At 58.3% G+C, this 24,912-nt stretch carries 24 protein-coding genes; 10 read left to right on the top strand and 14 right to left on the bottom strand.

Annotated features, from left to right (window positions below):
* Positions 1-70: 70 nt before the first annotated feature.
* Both uhpT and ACNQ0W_RS08060 read left to right on the top strand, forming a co-directional pair.
* Positions 71-1,462 (top strand): hexose-6-phosphate:phosphate antiporter, encoded by a 1,392-nt coding sequence (uhpT, locus tag ACNQ0W_RS08065; RefSeq protein ID WP_062933081.1) that lies wholly within the window; start codon positions 71-73, stop codon positions 1,460-1,462.
* A gap of 161 nt (positions 1,463-1,623) precedes the next feature.
* Positions 1,624-2,628 (top strand): alpha/beta fold hydrolase, encoded by a 1,005-nt coding sequence (locus ACNQ0W_RS08060; protein ID WP_062933082.1) that lies wholly within the window; start codon positions 1,624-1,626, stop codon positions 2,626-2,628.
* Here ACNQ0W_RS08060 and ACNQ0W_RS08055 read toward each other — a convergent pair.
* Entirely contained in the window at positions 2,616-3,518 is a 903-nt protein-coding gene (locus ACNQ0W_RS08055; protein WP_045338706.1) for a LysR family transcriptional regulator, read from the bottom strand. The two genes, ACNQ0W_RS08060 and ACNQ0W_RS08055, sit on opposite strands and share 13 nt — an antisense overlap.
* 99 nt (positions 3,519-3,617) lie before the next feature.
* On the opposite strand from ACNQ0W_RS08055, the gene ACNQ0W_RS08050 reads away from it, so the two are divergent.
* The 3 genes from ACNQ0W_RS08050 (at position 3,618) to nepI (ending at position 6,045) form a co-directional block, all read left to right on the top strand.
* Positions 3,618-4,070 (top strand): DUF1198 domain-containing protein, encoded by a 453-nt coding sequence (locus ACNQ0W_RS08050; RefSeq protein WP_045333531.1) that lies wholly within the window; start codon positions 3,618-3,620, stop codon positions 4,068-4,070.
* 97 nt (positions 4,071-4,167) lie between these two features.
* Positions 4,168-4,686, top strand: coding sequence for an SRPBCC domain-containing protein (locus ACNQ0W_RS08045; RefSeq protein ID WP_017694007.1), 519 nt, complete (start codon positions 4,168-4,170; stop codon positions 4,684-4,686).
* A 168-nt stretch (positions 4,687-4,854) separates the two neighbouring features.
* Entirely contained in the window at positions 4,855-6,045 is a 1,191-nt protein-coding gene (gene nepI, locus ACNQ0W_RS08040; RefSeq protein WP_015570108.1) for a purine ribonucleoside efflux pump NepI, read from the top strand.
* A 48-nt stretch (positions 6,046-6,093) separates the two neighbouring features.
* Here nepI and ACNQ0W_RS08035 read toward each other — a convergent pair whose 3' ends face one another.
* The 6 genes from ACNQ0W_RS08035 to ACNQ0W_RS08010 all read right to left on the bottom strand — a co-directional run bounded on the left by ACNQ0W_RS08035 (position 6,094) and on the right by ACNQ0W_RS08010 (position 12,051).
* A complete protein-coding gene (locus tag ACNQ0W_RS08035; protein ID WP_417933182.1) occupies positions 6,094-6,999 on the bottom strand; it encodes an EamA family transporter in 906 nt (301 codons plus the stop codon).
* A 182-nt stretch (positions 7,000-7,181) separates the two neighbouring features.
* Positions 7,182-8,561 (bottom strand): carbohydrate porin, encoded by a 1,380-nt coding sequence (locus tag ACNQ0W_RS08030; protein WP_116329915.1) that lies wholly within the window; start codon positions 8,559-8,561, stop codon positions 7,182-7,184.
* A 136-nt stretch (positions 8,562-8,697) separates the two neighbouring features.
* The gene (locus ACNQ0W_RS08025) at positions 8,698-9,000 is read right to left on the bottom strand and encodes a PTS lactose/cellobiose transporter subunit IIA (protein WP_014168006.1); all 303 of its coding nucleotides are present in this window, start codon (positions 8,998-9,000) and stop codon (positions 8,698-8,700) included.
* Between the two features lie 5 nt (positions 9,001-9,005).
* Positions 9,006-10,382, bottom strand: a complete 1,377-nt coding sequence (locus tag ACNQ0W_RS08020) for a glycoside hydrolase family 1 protein (RefSeq protein WP_062933083.1) — start codon at positions 10,380-10,382, stop codon at positions 9,006-9,008.
* A 17-nt stretch (positions 10,383-10,399) separates the two neighbouring features.
* Complete coding sequence (locus tag ACNQ0W_RS08015) at positions 10,400-11,725, bottom strand: PTS cellobiose transporter subunit IIC (protein ID WP_017694004.1); 1,326 nt, start codon at positions 11,723-11,725, stop codon at positions 10,400-10,402.
* An 11-nt stretch (positions 11,726-11,736) separates the two neighbouring features.
* Positions 11,737-12,051, bottom strand: a complete 315-nt coding sequence (locus ACNQ0W_RS08010; protein ID WP_017694003.1) for a PTS sugar transporter subunit IIB — start codon at positions 12,049-12,051, stop codon at positions 11,737-11,739.
* 293 nt (positions 12,052-12,344) lie between these two features.
* Between ACNQ0W_RS08010 and ACNQ0W_RS08005 the strand changes: the two genes are divergently transcribed.
* Entirely contained in the window at positions 12,345-13,295 is a 951-nt protein-coding gene (locus ACNQ0W_RS08005) for a LacI family DNA-binding transcriptional regulator (protein ID WP_062933084.1), read from the top strand.
* Positions 13,296-13,344: 49 nt separating this feature from the next.
* Here the strand turns inward: ACNQ0W_RS08005 and ACNQ0W_RS08000 are convergent, their stop codons facing one another.
* From ACNQ0W_RS08000 to ACNQ0W_RS07975, 6 genes are all read right to left on the bottom strand, one after another.
* A complete protein-coding gene (locus tag ACNQ0W_RS08000) occupies positions 13,345-13,641 on the bottom strand; it encodes a YicS family protein (RefSeq protein ID WP_003861030.1) in 297 nt (98 codons plus the stop codon).
* Between the two features lie 82 nt (positions 13,642-13,723).
* Positions 13,724-14,881 (bottom strand): multidrug effflux MFS transporter, encoded by a 1,158-nt coding sequence (locus ACNQ0W_RS07995; RefSeq protein WP_062933085.1) that lies wholly within the window; start codon positions 14,879-14,881, stop codon positions 13,724-13,726.
* 49 nt (positions 14,882-14,930) lie between these two features.
* Positions 14,931-16,295 carry an efflux transporter outer membrane subunit gene (locus ACNQ0W_RS07990; RefSeq protein WP_047050667.1) on the bottom strand — a complete coding sequence of 455 codons (1,365 nt, stop codon included), beginning with the start codon at positions 16,293-16,295 and terminating at the stop codon, positions 14,931-14,933.
* On the bottom strand, positions 16,295-19,405 hold the full coding sequence (locus tag ACNQ0W_RS07985) for an efflux RND transporter permease subunit (protein WP_062933086.1): 3,111 nt from the start codon (positions 19,403-19,405) through the stop codon (positions 16,295-16,297). The genes ACNQ0W_RS07990 and ACNQ0W_RS07985 overlap by 1 nt, the downstream gene beginning before the upstream one ends.
* The gene (locus ACNQ0W_RS07980) at positions 19,405-20,526 is read right to left on the bottom strand and encodes an efflux RND transporter periplasmic adaptor subunit (RefSeq protein WP_017383665.1); all 1,122 of its coding nucleotides are present in this window, start codon (positions 20,524-20,526) and stop codon (positions 19,405-19,407) included. Before ACNQ0W_RS07980 ends, ACNQ0W_RS07985 begins: the two co-directional genes overlap by 1 nt.
* A gap of 147 nt (positions 20,527-20,673) precedes the next feature.
* Positions 20,674-21,243 (bottom strand): TetR/AcrR family transcriptional regulator, encoded by a 570-nt coding sequence (locus ACNQ0W_RS07975; RefSeq protein ID WP_000104919.1) that lies wholly within the window; start codon positions 21,241-21,243, stop codon positions 20,674-20,676.
* Between the two features lie 185 nt (positions 21,244-21,428).
* Here ACNQ0W_RS07975 and ACNQ0W_RS07970 point away from each other — a divergent pair, with 185 nt between their 5' ends.
* Positions 21,429-21,848, top strand: coding sequence for a GNAT family N-acetyltransferase (locus ACNQ0W_RS07970; RefSeq protein ID WP_062933087.1), 420 nt, complete (start codon positions 21,429-21,431; stop codon positions 21,846-21,848).
* Here ACNQ0W_RS07970 and ACNQ0W_RS07965 read toward each other — a convergent pair.
* The gene (locus ACNQ0W_RS07965; RefSeq protein ID WP_062933088.1) at positions 21,845-22,492 is read right to left on the bottom strand and encodes a TetR/AcrR family transcriptional regulator; all 648 of its coding nucleotides are present in this window, start codon (positions 22,490-22,492) and stop codon (positions 21,845-21,847) included. The genes ACNQ0W_RS07970 and ACNQ0W_RS07965 overlap by 4 nt on opposite strands.
* A gap of 78 nt (positions 22,493-22,570) precedes the next feature.
* Here ACNQ0W_RS07965 and ACNQ0W_RS07960 point away from each other — a divergent pair, with 78 nt between their 5' ends.
* From ACNQ0W_RS07960 to ACNQ0W_RS07950, 3 genes are all read left to right on the top strand, one after another.
* Complete coding sequence (locus tag ACNQ0W_RS07960) at positions 22,571-24,070, top strand: MDR family MFS transporter (RefSeq protein ID WP_015570095.1); 1,500 nt, start codon at positions 22,571-22,573, stop codon at positions 24,068-24,070.
* Between the two features lie 117 nt (positions 24,071-24,187).
* Positions 24,188-24,448: an antitoxin gene (locus ACNQ0W_RS07955; RefSeq protein ID WP_047050676.1), complete on the top strand. Its 261-nt coding sequence runs from the start codon at positions 24,188-24,190 to the stop codon at positions 24,446-24,448.
* A gap of 3 nt (positions 24,449-24,451) precedes the next feature.
* Positions 24,452-24,850 (top strand): type II toxin-antitoxin system VapC family toxin, encoded by a 399-nt coding sequence (locus ACNQ0W_RS07950; RefSeq protein WP_080454685.1) that lies wholly within the window; start codon positions 24,452-24,454, stop codon positions 24,848-24,850.
* Positions 24,851-24,912: the final 62 nt, after the last annotated feature.

Below are 24,912 nucleotides of genomic sequence, written 5' to 3'. Positions count from 1 at the left end.
CGCTGTCTCAGGCATATCTCCTGGCTGGTTTTTACAATGCTGCAAAAATCAGCTCAGGAGTAACTCAGTCATGCTGGCCTTCTTAAATCAGGTGCGCAAGCCGACCCTGGATCTGCCGCTCGACGTGCGGCGCAAGATGTGGTTCAAACCGTTCATGCAGTCCTATCTGGTGGTCTTCATTGGCTACCTGACCATGTACCTGATCCGCAAAAACTTTAACATCGCGCAGAACGACATGATCTCCACCTACGGGCTGAGCATGACGCAGCTGGGGATGATTGGCCTGGGCTTCTCCATCACCTACGGCGTGGGGAAAACAGTCGTTTCCTACTACGCGGACGGCAAAAATACCAAGCAGTTCCTGCCGTTTATGCTGATCCTCTCCGCCATCTGTATGCTCGGCTTCAGCGCCAGCATGGGCGCGGGCTCCGTCAGCCTGTTCCTGATGATCGCCTTCTACGCCCTGAGCGGTTTCTTCCAGAGTACCGGCGGGTCATGCAGCTACTCCACCATCACCAAATGGACGCCGCGCCGCAAGCGGGGTTCGTACCTCGGCATGTGGAACATCTCCCACAACCTCGGCGGAGCGGGCGCGGCTGGCGTGGCGCTGTTCGGTGCGAACTACCTGTTCGACGGTCACGTGATCGGCATGTTTATCTTCCCGTCGATTATCGCCCTGATTGTTGGCTTTATTGGCCTGCGCTACGGCAGCGACTCCCCGGAATCCTACGGCCTCGGTAAAGCCGAAGAGCTATTCGGCGAGGAGATCAGCGAAGAGGACAAAGAGACCGAAGAAAACGAAATGTCCAAATGGCAGATCTTTGTTGAGTACGTGCTGAAAAACAAAGTGATCTGGCTGCTCTGCTTCTCGAACATCTTCCTGTACGTGGTGCGTATCGGTATCGACCAGTGGTCCACCGTGTATGCCTTCCAGGAGCTGAAGCTTTCGAAAGAGGTGGCGATTCAGGGCTTCACCCTGTTTGAAGTGGGCGCGCTGATCGGCACGCTGCTGTGGGGCTGGCTCTCGGATCTCGCCAACGGACGTCGCGCGCTGGTGGCCTGCGTCGCGCTGGCGCTGATTATCGCCACGCTCGGCGTTTACCAGCACGCCAGCAACCAGTACGTTTACCTGGCGTCGCTGTTTGCGCTCGGCTTCCTGGTGTTCGGTCCGCAGCTGCTGATCGGCGTGGCGGCAGTTGGCTTTGTGCCGAAAAAAGCGATCGGCGCCGCCGATGGGATTAAAGGCACCTTCGCCTACCTGATCGGCGACAGCTTCGCCAAGCTCGGTCTGGGCATGATCGCCGACGGCACGCCAATTTTCGGCCTCACCGGCTGGGCGGGTACCTTCGCCGCGCTGGATGCGGCAGCGATTGGCTGTATCGTCCTGATGGCGATGGTTGCGGTGCTGGAAGAGCGTAAGATCCGCCGCGAGAATCGTGCGCAGAAATTAAAAGTAGCCTGAGTGTGCAGGTAACTTCTTTGCCCGGTGTGTGATGCCGGGCTTTTTTATTTGTACGCCACACCTTTACCCCGCTTTACACACCCGCCCCTCTCCATGCTCTACAGTTTTTTTGCTGCCGCCTTTCGTGCAGCCTTAGCCCCTTTTGCTAACGGAGAGCTTGCATGTTGACCCGACGATTGTCCTGCCTGGCGCTGTTGATGGCACTGGCCTCCCCCGCAATGGCCGCGGATGCCCCCACCTACGGCGAGAAGCTGGAAGGTTTTGACTACGGCTGGCCGGTAAAACACTTTACCTTTACCTCGCAGAACCAGCCTCTGGATATGGCTTACCTGGACGTGAAGCCGGAAAAACCCAACGGCCGCACCGTGGTGCTGATGCACGGCAAAAACTTCTGCGCTGGCACCTGGGACGGCACGATCCGCGCGCTTTCAGCCAGCGGGTATCGCGTGATTGCACCTGACCAGATCGGCTTCTGCAAATCCACCAAGCCGGAGCATTATCAGTACACCTTCCAGCAGCTGGCTGATAACACCCACGCGCTGCTGAAAACGCTGGGCGTCGATCGCGTCACGGTTATCGGCCATTCGACCGGCGGCATGCTGGCGACCCGCTACGCGCTGATGTGGCCGCAGCAGGTGGAGCAGCTGGTGATGGTGAACCCAATAGGGCTTGAAGACTGGAAAGCGCGCGGCGTGCCGCATATTACGGTCGACCAGTGGTACCAGCGCGAGCTGAAGGTCAGCGCCGACGGTATTCGTCAGTACGAGAAAAACACCTACTACGCCGGGGAGTGGAAGCCGGAATACGAGCGCTGGGTGACCATGCTCGCCGGGCTGAACAACGGGCCAGGCAAAGCGCGCGTGGCGTGGAACTCGGCGCTGCTCTACGACATGATTTATACCCAGCCGGTCGTCTATGAATTTAGCGAGCTGAAGATGCCGGTATTATTGATGATCGGCACGAAGGACAACACCGCCATCGGGAAAGATCTCGCCCCACCGGAGATCCGCAAGACGCTCGGTAACTACGCGGTGCTGGGCAAAGAGACGGCGAAGCGTATCCCGCACGCGACGCTGGTTGAATTTAACGACATGGGCCACGCGCCGCAGATGCAGGATCCCGCCCGCTTCCACGAGGCGCTGCTGAAAGGGCTTCAGGCTCGCTGACTGGTCTCCAGCAACAGCCCGCGCAGCCACGCCTGCGCGGGGTTGCGGTGCGTTCTGCCGTGCCAGGCCATGCTTTTGGTAAAGCCGGGTACGGGAACCGGCGTCTCGCAGACGAACATCCCCGTCTGCTTTTCCGCTATGCGTGATGGCACAACGGCAATCATATCGCTGAGGGCCAGCACGTCCGGCAGGACTAAAAAGTTACTCACCGATAAGCCAACATGCCGCGTTCGGCCAGTTTTCTCCAGCGCGCCATCCGTTACGCCGCGAAAACCGTCGCCCTCGTAAGAGACCAGCACATGCTCCAGGGCGCAAAACCGGTCTAACGTCATGGGCTGTCCGGCATCCGGATGGTCGGCACGCATCATGCAAACGTACCGTTCATCATAAAGCGCCCGGCTGTGAAGCTCATCTGGCGTGGTGTGCGGGGTGATCAGCGCCACGTCGACAGAGCCTTGTTCGAGCTGGCTGACCAGACGGTCGGATTCCACAGGTACCACGCGCACGCGAATCCCCGGCGCCTGCACCTTAAGCGCAGCGATAAACGGCACGACGACCGCGCGCAGGGCGTAGTCGGTCGCGGCAAGCGTGAAGGTGAACGTTGCGGTGAGCGGATCAAAGGCGATCGGCTGAAGCAGCTCGTCGATATCTGCCAGAATGCGTTTGACGGGAGCCGCCATCGCTTCCGCCCGGGTGGTAGGCACGATGCCGTGCGGCGCGCGGATAAACAGCGGGTCTTCAAAGTAATCCCGCAGGCGGTTAAGCATGCCGCTTACCGCTGGCTGGGTCAGGGCAAGACGCGCCGCCGCGCGGGTGACGCTGCGTTCGTCCAGCAGGGCATCCAGCGTTTTCAGCAGGTTAAGATCCAGCGTGCGCAGATCCGCTTTCATGACGTTTTTCCACCTCTTTTCCGTTTACTATTATGGCGCTGCCCGCTGTTGACGCACTGCGTTTCCCGCTATGATGGGCGGCTAGTCTAAGGAGAACGCATGGTCTGGATAATGCTGGCAACGCTTGCCGTGGTGTTTGTGGTTGGATTTCGTGTCCTGACCTCAGACTCCCGCCGCGCCATCAAACGTTTAAGCGAGCGGCTGGGGATCACCCCGATGCCGGTCGAGTCGATGATTGACCAGTTCGGTAAAACGCCGGGCAATGAGTTTATCCGCTATCTTGAACGCCCCGACGAGGCGCATCTGCTAAATGCCGCTCAGGTGCTGCTGATCTGGCAGGTCTGCATCGTCGACGCCAGCGAAGAGAATCTGCATACCTGGCACCGCATGCTGCGTAAAGCCCGTCTGGCCGCGCCGATCACCGATGCGCAAATCCGCCTCGCGCTCGGCTTTATGCGCGAGATAGAGCCTGACCCGCAGGAGCTTAACGCCTTCCAGCTGCGCTACAACCAGCTTTTCCTGCCGGAAGAGGGCGTGTTTTACCTGCACTGATATCACGAAACGTGATGAAGAGTATAAAGCATCGTCATTAGATTTATATCACCCGCAGGCGCACCATCACCTTATCAACTAACCGATGAGGTGAACCATGAAACAATCCGCCATTATCTGGCCGAACGACTACCTGCCCGGCACCACCGATAACTTTGCATCCAACGAAATCATCGTCGCCGGGCTGAGCGCAAAAGAGATTTGGGCGCAGCTTAACGACACCACCCTGTGGCCGAACTACTACAGCAACGCCGAGGATATCCGTTTTCACGACGGCAGCGGCCCGGCGCTGAGCGCCAACGCCCGCTTTCGCTTCACCACCTTCGGCTTCCCGGTTGAAGCGCAGGTGACGGAGTATGTTCCGCCCGTGGAGGGCGAAGCCGCGCGTATCGCGTGGCACGGCTGGGTAGAAGGGGATGCGAATTCGCGTCTGGACGTGATCCACGCCTGGCTGTTTGAAGACCTGCCGGGAAACCGCGTGCGCATTCTGACTCAGGAGTCGCAGAAAGGCGTGCCGGCGCAGGAATTAGCGCGCACCGTGCCGAACCCAATGATTAACGGGCATCAGGAGTGGATCGTGGGATTAGCGAATGCCGCTCTTAAGGCTCGCGGGTAATTTTGCCCGGTGGCGCTTTGTTTACCGGGCCTACAAGCCCGTAGGCCGGTGCAAGCGCAGCGCCGCCCGGCATTAAAAACGACAAAAGTTGTCGAAACGTTAAATTCGTCACACTTTTGATGATAAACTGCGCGACTTTTCCGCACGTTTTTATCTTCAGGTGACGCCATGACAGAACATACCCAGCCCACGACCACACCGCAGGCCAAAGAGGTTTCACGCCCCAACTGGTCGGCGGTTTTCTCCGTGGCATTTTGCGTCGCCTGCCTGATCACCGTCGAGTTCCTGCCGGTGAGCCTGCTGACGCCGATGGCTCAGGATCTGGGCATTTCCGAGGGCGTGGCGGGGCAGTCGGTGACCGTCACCGCTTTTGTGGCGATGTTCGCCAGCCTGTTTATCACCCAGGCGATCGGCACCATTGACCGTCGCAAGGTGGTTATTCTGTTCAGCGTGCTGCTGACGCTCTCCTGCCTGCTTGTCTCCTTCGCGGAAAGCTTCACCCTGCTGCTGCTCGGCCGTGCCTGCCTGGGGCTGGGATTAGGCGGCTTCTGGGCGATGTCCGCCTCGCTGACCATGCGCCTGGTGCCCGCGCGTACGGTGCCAAAAGCCTTGTCCGTCATCTTCGGCGCGGTCTCCATCGCGCTGGTGATTGCCGCGCCGCTGGGCAGTTTCCTCGGCGGGATTATCGGCTGGCGTAACGTGTTCAACGCGGCGGCGGTGATGGGCGTGCTGTGCATAATCTGGGTGTGGAAGGCGCTGCCGTCCCTTCCGGGGGAAGCGGCGCACCACAAACAGAACATGTTCGCGCTGCTGAAGCGCCCGGGCGTGCTGGCGGGGATGACCGCCATCTTCATGGCCTTCGCCGGGCAGTTTGCCTTCTTCACCTATATCCGTCCGGTGTATATGACCATGGCGGGCTTTGACGTGGACGGCCTGACGCTGGTGCTGCTGAGCTTCGGGATCGCCAGTTTTGTCGGCACCTCGCTGTCGTCCCAGTTCCTGAAGCGCTCCCTGAAGGTCGCGCTGGCGGGTGCCCCGCTGGTGCTGGCGATCAGCGCCGCGGTGCTGGTGTTGTGGGGCAGCGATAAGTGGGTGGCTTCGGCGATCGCGATTATCTGGGGCTTTGCCTTTGCGCTGGTGCCGGTGGGCTGGTCGACGTGGATCACCCGCTCGCTTGCCGATCAGGCGGAAAAAGCCGGGTCGATTCAGGTGGCGGTGATCCAGCTGGCGAATACCTGCGGCGCGGCGGTGGGCGGCGTAGCGCTCGACCATCTGGGGCTGACCTCGCCGCTGGTAATTTCCGGCACGCTGATGCTGCTGACCGCGCTGCTGGTGGCGGGGAAGGTTAAGGCGAAGTAGTGCTTTTCTCCCTCTCCCGTGGGAGAGGGTTGGGGTGAGGGCATCAGGCTACGCCGATGCCTTAACCCTTCTACGCGAATCCATCGAAATCAACACCACCGACGACACAATCAGCAGCGTCCCCAGCCAGTCCGGCAGGGTGAATGCCACCCCCAGCAACACCACCGACAGCAGCGCGCTGCTCAGCGGCTCGGCGCAGCTCAGAATGCTCGCTTTCGGCCCGCCGATCATCTGTGCGCCTTTCAGATACAGGCTGAACGTCAGCGCGGTGCCTATCACCACCAGGTAGAAAAACGCCAGCAGCAGGCCGCCGTCGATCACGAAGGTGGTGCCGCGTCCGGCGTAGAACGGCGTCAGCATTAGTCCCGCAATCAACATACTCCAGCCGACAATCGGCAGCGTGCCGTAGCGGGCAATCAGCGTCGATGGATAGGTGGTGTAAAACGCCGCGGCAAACGCCGAGGCGATGCCGAAGAACAGCGCGGCAGGCGAGATGGAGAGCGACGTCGGGTCGCCGTGGGTTACCAGCAGGAAGGTACCCACAAGCGACGTGAAAATCGCGGATAAGACAAATATGCCGGGACGCGTTTTCCGCGCCAGCGCAAACCACGCCACGATAATGGTCGGCGACAGAAACTGGAGCACGGTGGCCGTCGCGGCGTTGGATTTTTCAATCGTCAGCAGGAAGGTGAGCTGCACGGTGAGCGCGCCAGCCTGCGAGAAAAACAGCAGGCTGAGGGCGTCTTTGCGGTTTTTGATGACCGAGAAAATCTTGTCGCCGTGAACGAAGGAGAGCGTCAGCAGGATCACGCCGGTAAACAGCAGACGAACCATGGTCAGGTAAGGCGAAGAAATGTGGCTTTTCTCCATGATGTACTGCGCGCAAACCCCGGAACTGCCCCATAAAACGGCGGCGATCAGGACGTTGAGCATCCCTTTGCGTGTGGAACCCATGTTCTCCCCTGTTATGTTGGTTTTTTTGTAGCATAACATGGGATCTTGCCGGGTGGCGCTACGCTTACCCGGCCTACAAAACCTTGTAGGGTGAGGTCTGGTGCCCTCACCCCGGCCCTCTCCCACGGGGAGAGGGAGCGAACACTAAAAACGGCAACTCGCGTTGCCGTTTTGCTTTTACCTTAGAACCACGCCTCCCACATCGCGCCGACGTTGAAGTCGTCCAGCGTTTCATCTTTGGTGTTGTTCACGCGCGCGGTGCGTTCGTTATCCACCTTGCCGCCGGTCACGTAGAAGCGCAGCATCGGGCGGAACTCCGGCCCCATGGCGATGGACATGTTCTGCGACAGAGTCAGCTTCCAGCCCTTGTTGTCGCCGCCGTTGTCGTAATCCACGTGCTGCCAGCCCGCTTCTAGCCAGGTGGAGTGAACGTCGTTCCACCAGTGCATCGGGCGCACGATGGCGTTGTAGTTCTTGCGGTTGTCGGTCTTATCGCGGCTGTTGTCGTAGTCATGGAAGGCGAGGAGGTACTCCACCTGCGTCGCCTGGGTGAATTTGTACAGCCCTTCGAAGCTGGCGTAGACCGTGGTCAGATCCTCGGTTTTGTTGAACACGCTGTTGTCCGAGTTATCGGAGTAGCGGGCAATTACCTTGTTCACGCCGCTGTCGTTGGTATGACTCAGCACCACGCCGCCCTGCCAGGCGTTCAGACGCTCGTCGCTCTCCACCGCTTTCGAGTCAAAGCCGTAGTTGGCGTATAGCTCCAGATCCAGCGGACCGAGCTTCATGCCGTGGATTTTGGAGGTGGCGGCGTAGTTGCCCTTGTCGCCCGTGCCGGAGCAGCCGGTACAGGTGATGCGCGACGGGTTCGCTTCGTCTTCCATCACTTCCGGACTACAGGATTCCACCGCTGCCACGGCGGCCACGTCAAACTGCACGCCGCCGATGTCGAAGTTCTTCACCCCGGCGCCCTGACCGTCGTGGTTCATCCAGAAGTAATCGTTGATGCCCTGCTGCGGACGCTGGTGGAAGTCGCGACCCGCCCAGAAGTAGGCGTTCGGGTTGGAGGCCATAATGTTGGTCACCCCGGCGTAGGCTTTTTTGAGGTTAACTTCGTCGCCCCAGTGGTCGATCATCACGTTGATGTCCCAGATGGCGCCGTTTTCGCCCTTGAAGGCCTTGGAGAGCTGGAACTCGCCGCCGTTGCCTTCGTTACCCAGACGACCAATGGCGGACGCGCCGTTGTAGGAGCCGTCCACCGCCACGTATTTCTGATCGGCGGCCTGGAAGTGCGCGCCGTAGCGGGCGTAGCCGGTAAATTTCACGCCGAACGGGATCGCCATGTCCGGAGACTGCGCCGCGCTCTGCGGCTCGGTCACCACGTCCGCTTTTTTCGCGACCGCCGCATCCATTTTGGCCTGACGCTCGGCCAGGGCTTTATCCACCGCTTTCGCCACAATGGCGTCGATTTGCTCCTGAGTGAATTCCTGAGCGAGGACGGAAATTGGGCAAAGCGCGGCGATAACCGCCATGGTTAATGGAAGTTTTTTAATCGTATTCATGGTTATCTCAATATAGTTTAATTTTATTCAGACAATAACCATCCCGCTCCGATCTGACAGAGTATGTCGCTATCATCAGAACAAGTGGATCTCTATTTAGGGTACAGAGGTATTACAGTAATTATTTCGCCATAGACTATCTCTGATATAAATGAATAATTTCTTCGGATAACTCGCGCGCTAATAAGGAATTCATTAAATGATCCTGGGCGTGCACCATAATTAAGGTCATCGGCTGGCGGGCTTCGCCCGCATCCTGCTCGATCAGTTTGGTCTGCATCTTGTGCGCCTGGCGCGCGTAGCCGTCAGCTTCGCGCAGCAGGCTTTTGGCCTCGTCAAGGTTGCCCTGGCGCGCCGCGTGCAGGGCTTCAAAGCACAGACTGCGGGACTGACCGGCGTTGACGATAATTTCCATTACGGCTTCTTCTAGTGCGATCATCATCATTACTCTTTATCAAAACTATTATTTAAGGCGGTGGCGGCAAACCACTCTCCGCTTTTTTTGATGGTGCGCTGCTGCGTCTCAATATCGAGCTGAATAAAACCGTAGCGGTTTTTATACGCATTACACCACGACCAGTTATCAATAAACGTCCACATATGGTAGCCAAGGCAATTGCAGCCTTCGCTAATACCTTTGTGCAGCCACGTTAAATGCTCAGAAATAAACTCAATGCGGTATTGATCGTTAATCTGGCCGTTTTCAATAAAGCGCTGCTCATTTTCGACACCCATGCCGTTTTCCGAAATAAAGCAGCGAGGGTTGTCGTAATTATCGCGCAGGTTAACCAGAATATCGTAAATACCCGGCGCGTAGATTTCCCAGCCGCGGTACGGGTTCATCTTGCGGCCCGGCATCTCGTAATTATCAAAGAACCACTCCGGCATAAACGGCGCCTGCGGGTTCACCGCGCTGTCGCGACACTTCACGCGACGCGGCTGATAGTAGTTAATGCCGAGCAGGTCGATTTTCCCTTCCGCAATCAGGAAGCCGTCTTCCGGCTTGCAGGCGGGCAGCTGATCGTAAGATTTCAGCAATGCCACCAGGTCCGCCGGATACTCCCCGCGCAGCACCGGGTCGAGGAAGCTGCGGTTAAACATCAAGTCCGCAATGTGCGCCGCCTTCACGTCCGCCGGGTTCCGGGAGCGCGGATACGACGGCGTCAGGTTGAGCACGATGCCGATCTCACCCGCGTAGTGTCCGGCGCGGTAGGCCTGAACGGCCTTCGCGTGGGCCAGCACGGTGTGATACGCCACGGTGGCCGCCCGACAAAAATCCACCACGTTCGGGTAGTGGAAGTCGTACAGATAACCGCCTTCCACCGGCACGATCGGCTCGTTGAAGGTAAACCAGTGCAGCACGCGGTCGCCGAACAGCTCGAAGCATATCTGCGCATAGCGGGCGTACGCGTCCACCACGTCACGGTTTTCCCAGCCGCCAATCTCCTGCATCGCCATCGGCATGTCGAAATGGAACAGGGTGATAAACGGCGTGATGCCCTGTTCATTCAGCTCATCAATGACCTGATTGTAAAAATCGACCGCGTCCGGGTTCACTTCACCGATACCGTCGGGGATCAGGCGCGCCCAGCTAATCGAGGTGCGAAAGCTGTTGTGGTTCAGCTGCTTCAACAGCTGAATGTCCGTTTTCCAGTGCTGATAAAACGTGGAGGTGTGCTGCGGCCCCACGCCGTTGTGAAAACGGTTCGGCTCGCGGTCAAACCAGTAGTCCCACGTGGTTTCACCCTCTCGTGTCCCTTCCGTCTGGAGAGCGGAGCTTGCGCTGCCCCACCAGAAGTTATCGGGAAATGCGTATTTCATGACCTTTCCTCTTTGACTTAATTGCTGACTGTTTCAGCGGTGCCGACGGTTGCCTGAGCTTTCTGCTCTTCATTTTTGATGAGCGTACGCTCATAGGCGCGCAGGAACGGCAGGTACATCAGGGCGGACATCACCATGCAGACCAGGCACATCACCACCGGGCTCAGCGCCCAGTTCGCCGCCCACGAGGCGCCAATCGGCGCGGGGGTGGTCCACGGGGTTAACGAAACCACCTGAGCCAGCCAGCCGAGTTTGGTTGCGCCGTACGCCAGGCAGGCGTTGACCAGCGGAACGAACACGAACGGGATAAACAGCATCGGGTTCATGATGATCGGCGCGCCGAACAGAATCGGTTCGTTGATGTTAAAGAAGCTTGGCACCACGCCCATTTTGCCGATGGTGCGCAGGTGCGTAACGCGGCTACGCAGCAGCAGGAACGCCAGCGGCAGGGTGGAGCCTACGCCGCCAATCAGCAGGTAGTGATCCCAGAAACCTTGCAGATAAACGTGCGGCAGCGCCGCGCCCGCCGCCAGCGCCGCCTGGTTTGCCGAGAGGTTCGCCATCCAGAACGGGTTCATGATGCCGGTGACAATCAGCGACCCGTGGATACCGGCGAACCAGAAGATCTGGCACAGCAGCACGGAGAGCAGAATGGCGGGCAGCGAGTCAGACGCGGACACCAGCGGCTCCAGCAGGTGCATAATCGCCTGCGGGATGATCATCCCGGTCTGCGCTTCAATGAACAGGTTCAGCGGGTGCAGGGTACCAATCACCACCATCACCGGGATCAGGATCTCAAACGAACGCGCCACGCCGGTCGGCACTTCCTTCGGCAGGCGGATGGTGACGTTGTTCTGCTTCAGCCACGCATAGACGCGGGTGGAGTAGATCGCGGTGATAAGCGCAGTGAAGATCCCCTGGCCGGAGAGATACTGGGTCGAGATTTTGCCATCGGCATAGGGCGCGGCGACCAGCAGGAAGGCCATAAAGGCCAGCAGGCCGGACATCACCGGATCGAGGTTAAACTGACGCCCCAGGCTTGCCCCAATCCCCACCGAGATGAAGAAGGTCATCACGCCCATGCTGAGGTTAAACGGCAGCATCAGCTGTTCGCGGTAGGTCTCGGAGAAATCCAGCCAGCCGCGGGCGAAGCTGTTGGTGGTATCCGCCGAAAACGGCGGGAAGATAAACACCAGCATAAACGAGCCGATGATCATAAACGGCAGCGCGGCGGTAAAGCCGTCGCGGATGGCAATCACATACTTTTGCTGACCGAGCTTTGCGGCCAGCGGCGTAATTGACTGCTCAATCACCGCGACCATGGATTGATATAACGAACTCATGTGAACACCTTTTAGTGTGTCGCTTCGATGAGCGACAGAGCATAGTCCAGTACTTTATCGCCACGCTGCATGCCGTAATCCATCATGTCGATGGGCTGCACCGGAATGCCTTGCGTCGCTGCCTTGTCTGAGAGCGTCTTTAACATGTATTTCACTTGCGGTCCGAGAAGCACCACCTGGTAGTGCGGAAACTGCGTATCAAATTCGGATACGCCATACGCATCTATCTTCACGGGCAAGCCCCGTTCTTTTGCAACATCGATCATTTTGCTGACCAGCAGGCTGGTGGACATCCCGGCAGAGCAGCACAGCATAATCTTGAACATCGACAACCATCCTCAAAATGTAAAAAGTTATTGCGAGGATGATTGGACATGATACGGAAACCGGTTTCCATTTATAAAAGACAGAAGTGTGACAACCATCAAGATCCCTTACTTATGAGGCTAATTAACCGGATGTGGGTCACATAATTTGGCTGTTTTGGCATCAAGTTGAGTGGAAACGGAAAATCGGTTTCCATGGAAAACGGAAACGGATATACTCCGTTCTGGCTATAATGTGAGCCGTAGCGGTGATGGAAATTACAGACGCCAGTTGCGTCTGACAGGGGAGAGAGATGTCTACAATCAACGATGTATCGCGTCTGGCCGGGGTGTCCAAAGCCACGGTATCACGGGTGTTGAGCGGGTCGCGTGGCGTGAAGGAAGCCAGCCGCCAGGCTGTTCTGAAAGCGGTGGACGAGCTGAACTATCGTCCCAACGTGATCGCCCAGTCGCTGCTCAGCCAGTCGACGGGCTGCATTGGGGTGATTTGCGCGCAGGAAAACATTAACCAGACCACCGGTTACCTGTACGCGCTGGAAAAACACCTCAGCCAGCATCAAAAACATCTGCTGTTGCGTTTCGCACACACAAAAACAGAAGTGATGAACGCCCTTGAAGAACTCTCCTGCGGCTTATGTGATGACATTCTGGTGATTGGCGCGCGTTTCCCGCTGGACGTGGACATGGACAACGTGATTCTGGTCGACTGTATGGAAGCCGATAACGCCAATAGCATTCAGTTCGATCACGCGTTCGCGGCTGAAACGGCCTGTAACTATCTCACCAGCCAGGGGCGTCGCCAGATAGCGCTGATCCACCCGCAAGGCAGCGGCTTTGCCGATCAGGTGCTGCTGGGCTACAAACACGCGCTGGAGAAAAACTTCCTGCCCTTTAATCGCAACCTCGTGTTTATAGACGCGACTTCATCGTCCGTTGCGCTTCAGGAATTACTCAACAACGCGTCCACGCTGAACTTCAACGCGCTGCTGGTGGCGGACGAGCAGGAAGCCCAGCGGGTGATCCCGCAGTTACAGGCGTTTAATAAATCGGTACCGGAAGACATCATGGTCTTTAGCCTCGGCGGTTCGCTGCATCTGCCGGGTGTTCCGGTGATCCCGGCCATTGAGTATTCCATGGACGCCATGGCGGCGCGCATCGTGAGCTGGCTGACGGAGAAAACGCAGATGCTCGGGTCCTACGTTCTGCGCGGGGATTTGATTATTCCGGATGTGCGGAAGCGTTAAATGTGTGATGTAGGCCGGGTAAGGCGCAGCGCCACCCGGCGCTCAGCCCTCAGTAATCTTCCATACAATCCACCTGGCTTACTGCATCCCAGTAGGCGTCCAGGTTGTCACGCTTCACGGCGGTGATGGCGTTTTTGATCAGCAGCTGATTGGCCTCAGACGACAAAATCATCGCCTGCCAGGCCTTATCGCTCTGCTTTTTCTGCGGGGTACAGGTTTTCTTCACATCTTTCAGGACCTGCTGTTTTATTTGCGCCTCTTTCTCCGGAGCGCTCTTCTCCTGCGCGTGAACAAACGCAGCGAAAATCAGGCAAACGAGCAGGCAAACCAGGTGTGCAGATTTCATCGAAACCTCCTTTGAACGTCACATGCTTCCCCTGAAATATATCGTTACATTCATCAGCGCGATTCAAGCCAAAAGTATGAATTTACGCATTCTGCGTGCGGGATCCGATCGCCAGTGCAATGCCATAGCTTACTAACACCGCGAGACTCATTTTCAGCATCGTTTCTCCGCCGATACCCGCGAGAGGCGCTGCGATCCCGCCGAATAAAAACATCAGCATGCCCAGAATGGCTGACGCTGTGCCGGACTCCTTCGTGTCGACTGCGCTCATCGCTTCTGAACCCGCAAGGGTGCTGATCCCGCTGTTAAAGGCGACGGTGAAAAAGAGTGCAACCAGTGCCGGAACGGAAAGCTGCATCCACGCAAAGAGCAACGTCAGCCCCGCGCAGGACACCGCCAGAACGAGGCCTGTTCGCATCAATCTTTCCGCCAGATGGCGGCGTGCCAGACGGGAGAAAATCAGCGCTGAGACGATCAGGCCGATACCGTTCACACCGAACAGCAGGCTGAACTGCATGGCGCTCAGGCCATACTCGTTTTGCATCACAAAGGAGGATGCCCCGATATAGGCGAACAGCCCTGCCAGCATGAAGGCCTGGATCAGGCAGTAGCGCATAAAGCGACGATTATTAAGTACCGTCCTGGCGGTTTGCGTCAGCGATCCCCCGCCCTGTTTCTCTGTGAGGGACTCGCGGATAAAAAGCTGGCTGGCGATCAGCAGCGCCAGACCCGCCCCTGCCATTACCCAGAACAGCATCCGCCAGTCGAAATGCGACGCGATATAGCCACCGAGTACCGGAGACACCACGGGCGCGATGCCGTTGACCGTCATCAGTAGGGCAAAAAACTGCGTTAGCATCGTGCCATGATAGTTATCACGGGCGATGGAGCGGGCAAGTACGGAGCCGCCCGCCCCGGCAACGCCCTGCACAAATCGCCAGCCGATCAGGGCGTAAATATTCTGCGTGCTGGCACAAAGCACTGAAGCCAGTACAAACAGCAAAAGTGAGAACAGCAGCGGCGTTTTACGTCCGATGCGATCGCTTAGCGGGCCGAAAAAGAGTTGTCCCAGCCCCAGGCCAATCAGCGCCGAGGTAAGAGAAAGCTGCGTCAGCGTTGTGGAGGTATTGAGTTGGGAGGCGATCTCCGGCAGCGCCGGAAGATAAAAATCGGAACACAGCGGCCCGATCGCCGTCAGCAGGCCAAGGATGGCCGCGAAAGAAAAAGAGAGTTTTGCCATAGGTATTTACTCTGTTGGCCGGGCAACGTTGCGCCGCCCGGCAGTGATGTTACTGAATCCCGCCGCCCAGCGACTGCCACAGCGTGATGCGGTTTTCCAGGTCGGTTTGCTGCAAGGCAATCAGTGATGCCTGCGCCGACCACAGCGACCGCTGCGCGGTGAGCACCGTCAGATAATCGCCCGCGCCAGCCTTGTAACTGCGCGTCGCCACATCCAGCGTTTTTTGCTCCGCCGCCACGTATTCACGCTGGGCATCAAGCTGTTCACTCAACGTTTCGCGCCGGGCCAGCGCGTCGGCCACGTCCTTAAACGCGCTCTGGATGGTTTTCTCATAGGTCGCAATTAACCCTTTTTTCTCGGCTTCCGCATAGCGCAGCTGCGCCATATTGTTGCCGCCGCTGAACAGCGGCAGGGTGATGGACGGCGCAAACGACCAGACCTTCATCCCGTGGCTGAACAGGGACGACAGCGAATCGCTGCCGACGCCCGCGCTGGCGGTGAGCGAGATGGTCGGGAAGAAGTTGGCGCGCGCCGCCCCGATGTTGGCGTTAGCGCTCAGCAGGTTATGTTCCGCCTCCTGAATGTCCGGACGACGCAGCAGCGCGCTGGAGCTGACGCCCGCCGGGATCAGCGTGATGGCGTTGTCGCTCAGGCTCTCCAGCGTGCCGGGCAGCAGGTTCTCGGGCACCGTATCGCCCGCCAGCAGGTTGAGAGCGTTTTTGTCCTGCATCACCAGCGTCTGGTAGCTCGCCACGCTGGCGCGCGCCTGCTGGTAAACCGCCATCGCTTCACTGACGTCCGTTGCCGCCGCCACGCCCACTTCCTGCTGGCGCTTCACAATCTTGAGCGAGTTTGCGGCGCTCTCCAGGGTGGACTTCGCCAGCGCCAGATTGCTGTTATCCGCCGCCAGCGTCACCCAGGCCGTGGTCAGCTCGCTGACCATCGTCAGGCGCGTGTTCTGCGCGGTGAATTCGCTGGCAAGCCAGGTTTCACGCGCGGCGCGCGACAGGCTCTGGTTGCGGCCAAACAGATCCAGCTCGAAGCTGGAGACCGCGCCGTTGGCTTCGTCACTTGTCGCGACGCCGCTCGCCAGCGTGCGGCTGCGGGTGTGGCTCAGTTCCGCGTCCACCGTCGGGAACAGGGACGAGCGCGTTTCGCCATACTGGGCACGGGCGGCGTCGATATCCGCTATCGCTTTCTGCACGTCGCGGTTGCTGTTGAGCGCCATCGTCACCACGCTTTTCAACCGCGCATCATTCATCACCTGCTGCCACTGGCTCACCACGGCGTTGGCTTCGCCGTGCGCGCCGGGCAGGGTGGCCGGAACGGGCGCGTCCGGGCGCTGATACGTGGGATCTAATGACACACAGCCTGCGCTCAGCAGGGCTAACGCTAAAACAGTTACACGAAACATTATGACCTCCGGTTTGCGTGCTTACCGGAGAACAGACGTTTCACCAGTACAAAGAATAAAGGAACAAAGAAGATGGCCAGCAGCGTCGCGGCCAGCGTCCCGCCGATAATGCCGGTACCGATCGCCACGCGGCTGTTGGCCCCGGCGCCGGTGGCAATCGCCAGCGGCGTCACGCCTGCGATAAACGCCAGCGAGGTCATGATGATCGGACGCAGACGCGTCTGGGCGGCCCGCAGGGCGGCGCGCGTCAGGGAGTAGCCTTCGGCGACTTTGGCTTCGGCAAACTCGACAATCAGAATGGCATTCTTCGACGACAGACCGATGGTGGTCAGCAGCGCCACCTGGAAGTAGACGTCGTTGCTCAGGCCACGCAGGGAGGCGGCAATGGCTGCGCCCAGCACCCCAAGCGGGATCACGAGGATGACCGAAATGGGCACCGACCAGCTCTCATACAGCGCCGCCAGACACAGGAACACCACGAGGATGGAGAGGGCATAGAGGCTCATCGCCTGACCGCTCGCCAGTTTTTCCTGCAACGACAAACCGCTCCATGCCCAGGTGCTGCCGGACGGCAGGTTATTCGCCAGTTGCTCCATTTTGCTCATCGCCGTACCGGAGCTGGCGCCGCTGGCGTTCTCGCCCTGAATCTCATACGCCGCCGAGCCGTTGTAGCGCACCAGGCTTTCCGGGCCATACTCCCAGCGGGTGGTGGCGAAGGCGGAGAACGGGGTCATGGTGCTGTCGCTGCCGCGCACATACCATTTGTTAAGATCCGATGGCACCGCGCGATAGTCGCTGTCGCCCTGGATGTAGACCTTTTTCACGCGGCCACGGTCAATGAAGTCGTTCACGTAGGTGCCGCCCCAGGCGCTGGAGAGGGTGTCGGTAACATCGCTCAGGGAGAGCCCCAGCGACACGGCTTTGTTGTTATCGATATCCACCTGAAGCTGCGGCATCTGCGGCAGATCGTTGGCGCGCACGGCGTGCAGCGAGTTGTCCTGGTTGGCTTCGCCAATCAGCTGGTTACGCAGTTTCAGCAGCGCGTCGCGGTCGGTGCCGCCGCTGGCCATCAGCTCAAAGGTAAAGCCGTTGCTCTGGCCTAAACCATCCACCGCCGGGGGCGTCATGGCGAAAATTGTGGCATCCCGAATGGTGCTCAGCTCCTGCGTGGCGCGCAGGGCAATGGCCTGAGCGGTATTCTCATCGCCTTTGCGCTCTGACCAGTTTTTCAGGGAGACGAACGCCATCCCGGCGTTCTGGCCACTGCCGCTGAAGCTGAAGCCTTCAATGGTGAAGATCACGTCGGTATTGGCTTTCTCTTTGGTGAGGAACCACTCGCGTACCTGGCGGCTTACCTCGGCAGTACGCACCGCGGTTGCGCCGGCGGGCAGGGTGTACTGCACCATGATTTCACCCTGGTCTTCGGTTGGCAGGAAGCTGCCCGGCAGTTTTAGCATGGCGAACCCCATCGCGCCGCAGAGCAGGGCGTAGATCACCAGCATGCCACCGGAACGGCGCAGGGCGCGCAGAACCTTATTCTGATAGCCGTGCTCGGTCTTACTGTAGAAGCGGTTAAACGCGCCGAAGAAACCTTTTTTGTGCGGAGCGGTGTGATTCAGGATCGAGCCGCACAGCGCGGGCGTCAGGGTCAGCGCCACCACCACGGAGAGGAACATCGCCGAAATAATGGTGACCGAGAACTGACGGTAAATCACCCCGGTGGAGCCGCCGAAGAAGGCCATCGGCAGAAATACCGCAGAGAGCACCAGCGCAATGGCGATCAGCGCGCCGGAAATTTCGCCCATCGATTTTTCGGTCGCTTCCCGGGCGGGCAGCCCTTCGTCGCGCATAATACGCTCGACGTTTTCCACCACCACGATGGCGTCATCCACCAAAAGCCCTATCGCCAGCACCATCGCAAACAGCGTCAGGGTGTTGATGGAGTAACCGAACAGCGCCAGCACGCCGAAGGTGCCCAGCAGCACCACCGGCACCGCCAGCGCCGGGATCAGCGTCGCGCGGATGTTTTGCAGGAACAGGTACATCACCACCACCACGAGGATAATGGCTTCGAACAGGGTCTGAATCACGTCCTCAACGGAGATCTTGATGAACTCGGTGCTGTCTTTCGGGTAGGCCACGTCGTAGCCTTCCGGCATCGACTTTTTGAACTCGGCGATCTTGTCTTTTACCGCCGTGGCGGTATTAAGCGCGTTGGCGCCCGGTGAGAGCATCACCGCCATACCCGCCGCCGGGTGGCCGTTCAGCTTCGCCGTTGCGGTGTAATCTTCGCTGCCCATCTCCACGCGCGCGACGTCGCTGATGCGCACCACCGCACCGTTGGACTCGCTCTTGACGATGATCTTTTTGAACTCATCGACCGTTTGCAGACGCGACTGAGCGCGGACGGTGGCGGTCAGCTGTTGGGCGTTCGACGAGGGCAGTGCGCCGATTTTACCGGCGGAGACCTGCACGTTCTGGGCTTCAATCGCGCTCTGCACGTCGGAGGGCATCAGCGAGTACGACGCCAGCTTCGCCGGGTCGAGCCAGATGCGCATCGCGTATTCCGCGCCGAACACCTGTAGGCTACCGACGCCATCCACGCGCGCCAGCGGGTCCTGCATATTACTCACCAGCCAGTCGGCGATATCCGAGCTGCTGGCGGTGTCGGTTTTGTCATATACGCCCATGATCAGCAGGAAGTTGCTCTGGGATTTTTCAACGGTGATCCCGGACTGCTGCACCTCGGTTGGCAGGCGCGATTCCGCCTGCTGGACTTTGTTCTGCACCTGCACCTGAGCGGTGTCCGGATCGGTGCCCTGTTCAAACGTGACGGTAATGCTCACCGACCCGTCCGAGCTGCTGGTGGAGGTGAAGTAGAGCAGGTTATCCAGCCCGGTGAGCTGCTGCTCGATCACCTGCGTCACGCTGTTTTCCAGCGTCTGCGCAGAAGCGCCGGTATAGGTGGCGGAGATTTTGATCGACGGCGGAGCCACGTCCGGGTACTGCGCAACGGGCAGCGTGCGGATCGCCAGCATCCCGGCGAGCATGATGAGAATGGCGATAACCCAGGCAAAGACCGGGCGACGCACGAAGAAACGGGAAAACATCAGGCGTTTCCTCCGTTGGTTTTCATCTCTTCAGCTTTCACTTCCTGCCCGGCGGTGACTTTATCGGTGCCTTCCACAATCAGCTTATCGCCCGCCTTCAGGCCGCTCAGCACCAGCCATTTGTCGCCGTAGGTGTCGCCCGTCTCCAGCTGACGCTGTTCGACCTTGTTGCTGGCGTTCACCACCAGCGCGGTGGCGGTGCCTTTGGCGTCGCGGGTGATGCCCTGCTGCGGGGCGAGGATCGCGTCATTCATGATGCCTTCATCCACTCTGGCGCGGACGAACATGCCCGGCAGAAGCTGATGCTGCGGGTTCGGGAAGACGGCGCGCAGGGTGACGGAGCCGGTAGACTCATCCACCGCCACTTCGGTCAGCGCCAGGCGGCCTTTTTCGCTGTAGCTGCTGCCGTCTTCGAGGATCAACGACACGTTCAGCGTATCGCTGTTGCTGGCGAGGGTTTGCTTGCGTAATCGCAGCAGATCGGCGCTGGAACGGGTTAAATCGACGTACATACTGTCCAGCCCGCGAATGGTGGCCAGCGCGGTATCCTGCTGGGCGGTCACCAGCGCGCCGGGGGTCACAGAGGAGATGCCGATACGTCCGGCAATCGGCGCGGTGACGGTGGTCCAGTTGAGGTTAATGCGGGCGCTTTCCAGCGCGGCTTTCTTTGACTCGACGCTGGCCTTGTCCTGCGCACAGGTGGACTTCGCGTCTTCCGCATCCTGACGTGATACGCCGTCGTCCTTCACCAGCTGCGCATAGCGCCGGGCTTTCTGGCAGTCGGCCTGCACCAGCGCCTGCGCCTGTTTCAGTGCGGCGGCGGCTTCATCATACGCGGCGCGGTAGCTGGAAGGATCGATCTGATACAGCGCCTGCCCGGCCTTGACCGTATCGCCTTCGGTGAACAGGCGCTTCTGGATAATGCCGCCTACCTGGGGGCGCACTTCGGCGCTCATCGCGGCGGCGGTGCGTCCGGTCAGCTCGCTGACAACGGACACCGGCTGGCTCATGAGTGTGACAATCCCCACTTCCGGAAGAGGACGCTGGGGAGCAGATGTTTGCGCATTATCGCACCCTGTCAGGAGGAGTAATGCCGCGATGGAGGTTGTTATGGTTTTCATAATCTTTTTCCAGGGTGAACGAAGCCTGCCCTGTTAATTGCTTAACAGGGAGGAGGGTTAATTAAAAGCACAGCGATCCTGCATCTCTGGCTGAGCCAGAAATGAAAAAAGGGAAATTACTTATTTCCGCTAATTATTCACATGCGATTACTTCGCAGAGAAAATCATATTTAAAATATTCTGGTATATAGGCTCTAATTGTTCTGACGGTACTTTTAAAGGCGTGAGTCGACGGTAAATCGTGCCTTCGATCATCACGGCGGTAATCTCCACGCAGCAGCGAATATGCTCATCGCTCAGGTGAGGGAACTGCTTTTTCAGGTGCTCACAGGCGTTGGCGAACATGCGGGCTTCGGCTTCGATCAGCATGTTTGCCACCAGCGGATTGCGCGTGGCCTCTGCGGACATTTCGAGCATCAGCGCGTCATCGTCTTCGTTAAGCGTCTGGCGCCAGGCAAGCGCCTGCGGCATCCCTTCAACCAGGGTTTTGCCCTGCATCTCCTCGATACGTGAGTCGATAATGCGCCGGATCATCTCTTCAATAATCGCGTCTTTGTTACTGAAATAGCGATAGATTTGTCCGACGCTGAGCCTGGCTTCGCTGGCGATCTGCGACATGCTGGCAGCGTGAAATCCACTGGCGCGAAAGCAGCGGCGCGCGGCGGTGATGATTTCGTCCTGCCGCAGTTTTTGTCGTTCTTCCAGCTTTGTACTCATTGTCGGCTACCGTAAAAAGTGAGAATGATCGTTCTCATTATACGTTTTCGGAGCCTATTGGAAAGGCTTTTTTTATTTACATATTGAATGAATATTTCCAGCTATAAACAATGGAGAAAATAAGGAGTTTTTATGAAGGTTAAGCTGTGAGATATTCAGATTGCGCTGAAAATAAGGAGAGAATTATGCATCTGAGCATTACAGATAATGTCACAGCCGAAGAAAAAGAAGAATTATTAACGGGGCTAAGAGCCTATAACGCGCAGTTTTTAGATCTGGCGACGTTTGGCGGCGATATTGGCGTATATATGCGAGACGACAATGGCGTCATGCTGGGCGGGTTAATCGGCGTACGGAAAGGCGACTGGCTGAACATCGACTATCTGTGGGTCAGCGACAGCGTGCGGGGAACGGGCGTGGGAAGCCAGCTTATCAAAACGGCTGAAGAGGAGGCCCGTCGCAAAGGCTGTCGTCACGCGCTGGTGGATACGGTCAGCTTCCAGGCGCGTCCGTTCTATGAAAAGCAGGGTTATCAGGTGCAGATGTCCTTGCAGGATTACCCTTATCAGGGAATGCAGAGACACTATCTGTCCAAAAATCTTTAACCGCCGATCCCGGTGCCTATCACGGCTAACACGTGGCGCACCACGATCTCCGGCGAGAGGGCGCTAAGCCTCTCGTCATTGCGCATGCGGGAGAACGGCACCAGCACCAGGCTCAGCAGCGTTGTGAACAGCAGTTCGGGGGCCAGCGCCGGATTCAGCTTTCCTTCCTGCTGCCAGCCTTTGATGGTTGCCAGCGTGGTGTGATATTTCTCATCGCCAAAGCGTGCCTGCAAATGGGTGCGCAGTACCGGCATCTCGCCAATCACCTCCTGCATCCACAGCGGGGCAAACCAGCGATACTTTTCCGCCAGTTCGGCCAGCACCCTGATCATTTCCGTCAGGGCATCCACCGGCGAATCCCGGTTGTCGGCGAAAATCGCCCCGATCCGCTCGCGTAACGGCAGGAAGCGCTCCTCAATCATCGCATCCAGTAACTGTTCTCTGGAGTTGAAGTAGTAGTGCAGCATGGCGGGCGTCACGCCTGCTTCGCGGGCGATGGCGTTCAACGACGTATTGGCGATCCCCTGGCGGGAAAAGAGGTTCAGGGCGATGTCCAGCAGCTGTTCACGGCTGGCGGTAACGCGCTTGCCGCCGCGTGGCCGACCGGGGCGGCGGGGTTCAGAATTGTCCTTTTGTGCTGGCATGGTCACCGTATCTCTTGATCTTATTCATCACTTCCACAAATATTAATTATACGATTAATTAATTTCAAGTGATGTCTTATGGAGTCCGACGTAATGACTCAACCTGCGAAAAAGGCGCCGTCGATTAAGCTGCTGTTCAGCGCACTCCTGCTGGTGATGCTGCTCTCTGCGCTGGATCAGACCATTGTCTCCACCGCGCTGCCGACCATTGTGGGTGAGCTGGGCGGGCTGGATAAACTCTCGTGGGTGGTAACGGCCTATATCCTCAGTTCGACCATCGTGGTGCCGCTGTACGGCAAATTCGGCGATCTGTTTGGCCGAAAAATCGTTCTGCAAATCGCGATTGTGCTGTTTCTTGTAGGGTCCGCGCTGTGCGGTCTGGCGCAGAACATGACCCAGCTGGTGCTGATGCGCGCCCTGCAAGGGCTGGGGGGCGGCGGTCTGATGGTGATCAGCATGGCTGCCGTGGCGGACGTGATCCCGCCAGCCGATCGGGGTCGCTATCAGGGGTTGTTTGGCGGCGTGTTTGGCCTGGCGACGGTGATAGGGCCGCTGATCGGCGGGTTTATCGTTCAGCACGCATCCTGGCGCTGGATTTTCTACATCAACCTGCCGCTGGGGCTGTTTGCCCTGCTGGTGATTGGCGCGGTTTTCCACGGCAGCGCGCGGCGCAGCAAGCATGAGATTGACTACCTGGGGGCGATTTACCTCAGCATGGCGTTGCTGTGCATCATTCTGTTTACCACCGAGGGCGGGACGATCCGCCAATGGAGCGACCCGCAGCTGTGGTGCATTCTGGCCTTCGGCCTGACGGGGATCGCCGGGTTTATCTACGAAGAGCGGCTGGCGTGGGAGCCGATTATCCCGCTGTCGCTCTTCCGCGACCGCAGCTTCCTGCTCTGTAGCCTGATCGGTTTTATTATCGGCATGTCGCTGTTTGGCTCCGTCACTTTCCTGCCGCTCTATTTACAGGTGGTAAAAGACGCCACGCCGACGCAGGCCGGTTTGCAGCTGATCCCCCTGATGGGGGGGCTGTTGCTCACCTCCATTATCAGCGGGCGCATCATCAGCCGTACCGGGAAATATCGTCTGTTCCCGATCCTCGGCACGCTGCTCGGCGTGGTGGGGATGGTATTACTGACGCGCATTTCAATCACCTCCCCAACCTGGCAGCTGTACCTGTTTACCGGCGTGCTGGGCATGGGGCTGGGACTGGTGATGCAGGTGCTGGTGCTGGCGGTGCAGAACAGCGTGTCAGCCGATCAATACGGCGTCGCGACGTCTGGGGTGACGCTGTTCCGTTCCATTGGCGGGGCGATTGGCGTTGCGCTGTTTGGCGCGGTGTTCACCCATATTCTGCAATCAGGCCTGATCGACAGGCTGCCGGAAGGGGCGGAACTGCCGCGCGAACTTAATCCCGTTGCCATACACCATCTGCCTGATGCCCTGCGTCTGGACTATCTGGATGCGTTCGGCTCGGCGATCCATGCGGTATTCATGCTGGCGGCGGGGATTATGGTGCTGGCGTTTGTGCTGTCGTGGTTTTTGCGCGAAGCGCCGCTGCGTCGGCAGGCGTGAGGTTAGCGGTTCTGCTATTTATTGCGAGTCGCTTTCTGATTTTTCAATGTCTCTCTTGTCGCTTTCCGGGGCGTTAGCGCATGCTGTGGGCTGGTCAATAAACCGACAGAGGTTGCCATGGAACGCACAGCGAAACTATTCAAAAAAGGACGAAACCAGGCCGTGGTCTTGCCTGCGGAATTTGCGTTTGAAACGGAGAGTGTTTATATCCGCCGGGATGACGAGGGGAATGTGGTTTTGACGGCAAGGTCCGAGAAAGCACGGCACAGGGATAACTTTTTGCGCATGTTAAAAGAAACGCATGTGCCTGATACCTTTCTAAGTAAAGAGGAGCGCAATCAGAGCTATACGACAAGAAACCCTCTGGAAGGGCTGTAGAAGATGCTGCATATGCTGGACACTAACATCGTAAGCCATCTGGTGAGGCAGCATCCTGAAGTAGTAAACCGATATTCGCAAATTACGCCTGAAAAGATGTGTATTTCAAGCGTAACGGAAGCGGAATTGCTTTACGGCGTAGCCAAAAAGCAAAACAACAAGCTGCACGAAACCATAATGGAATTTCTTAAAACCATCACTGTCTGCGCCTGGGATAGCGAAGCCGCAGCCACCTACGGTGAACTGCGTGCGGCAATGGAAAAGAAAGGGAACGTGATGGGGGATCTCGATCAGTTGATTGCCGCACATGCTATCAGCCGGGGCACGACGATTGTCACGAACGATCATGCGTTCGGGATGGTACAGGATCTTACGGTTGAGGACTGGACTACCGTCGCCTGATGCCCATCGCCCGGTGGCGCTACGCTTACCGGGCCTACACTTCCCCCGTCACGTAGGCCGGG

This window comes from Enterobacter cloacae complex sp. 6730903 (genome assembly GCF_048283985.1).
GTDB lineage: Bacteria > Pseudomonadota > Gammaproteobacteria > Enterobacterales > Enterobacteriaceae > Enterobacter > Enterobacter hormaechei_C.
The sequence above is the reverse complement of the archived record's forward strand: the minus strand, read 5'-3'. Positions and strand labels throughout refer to the sequence as shown.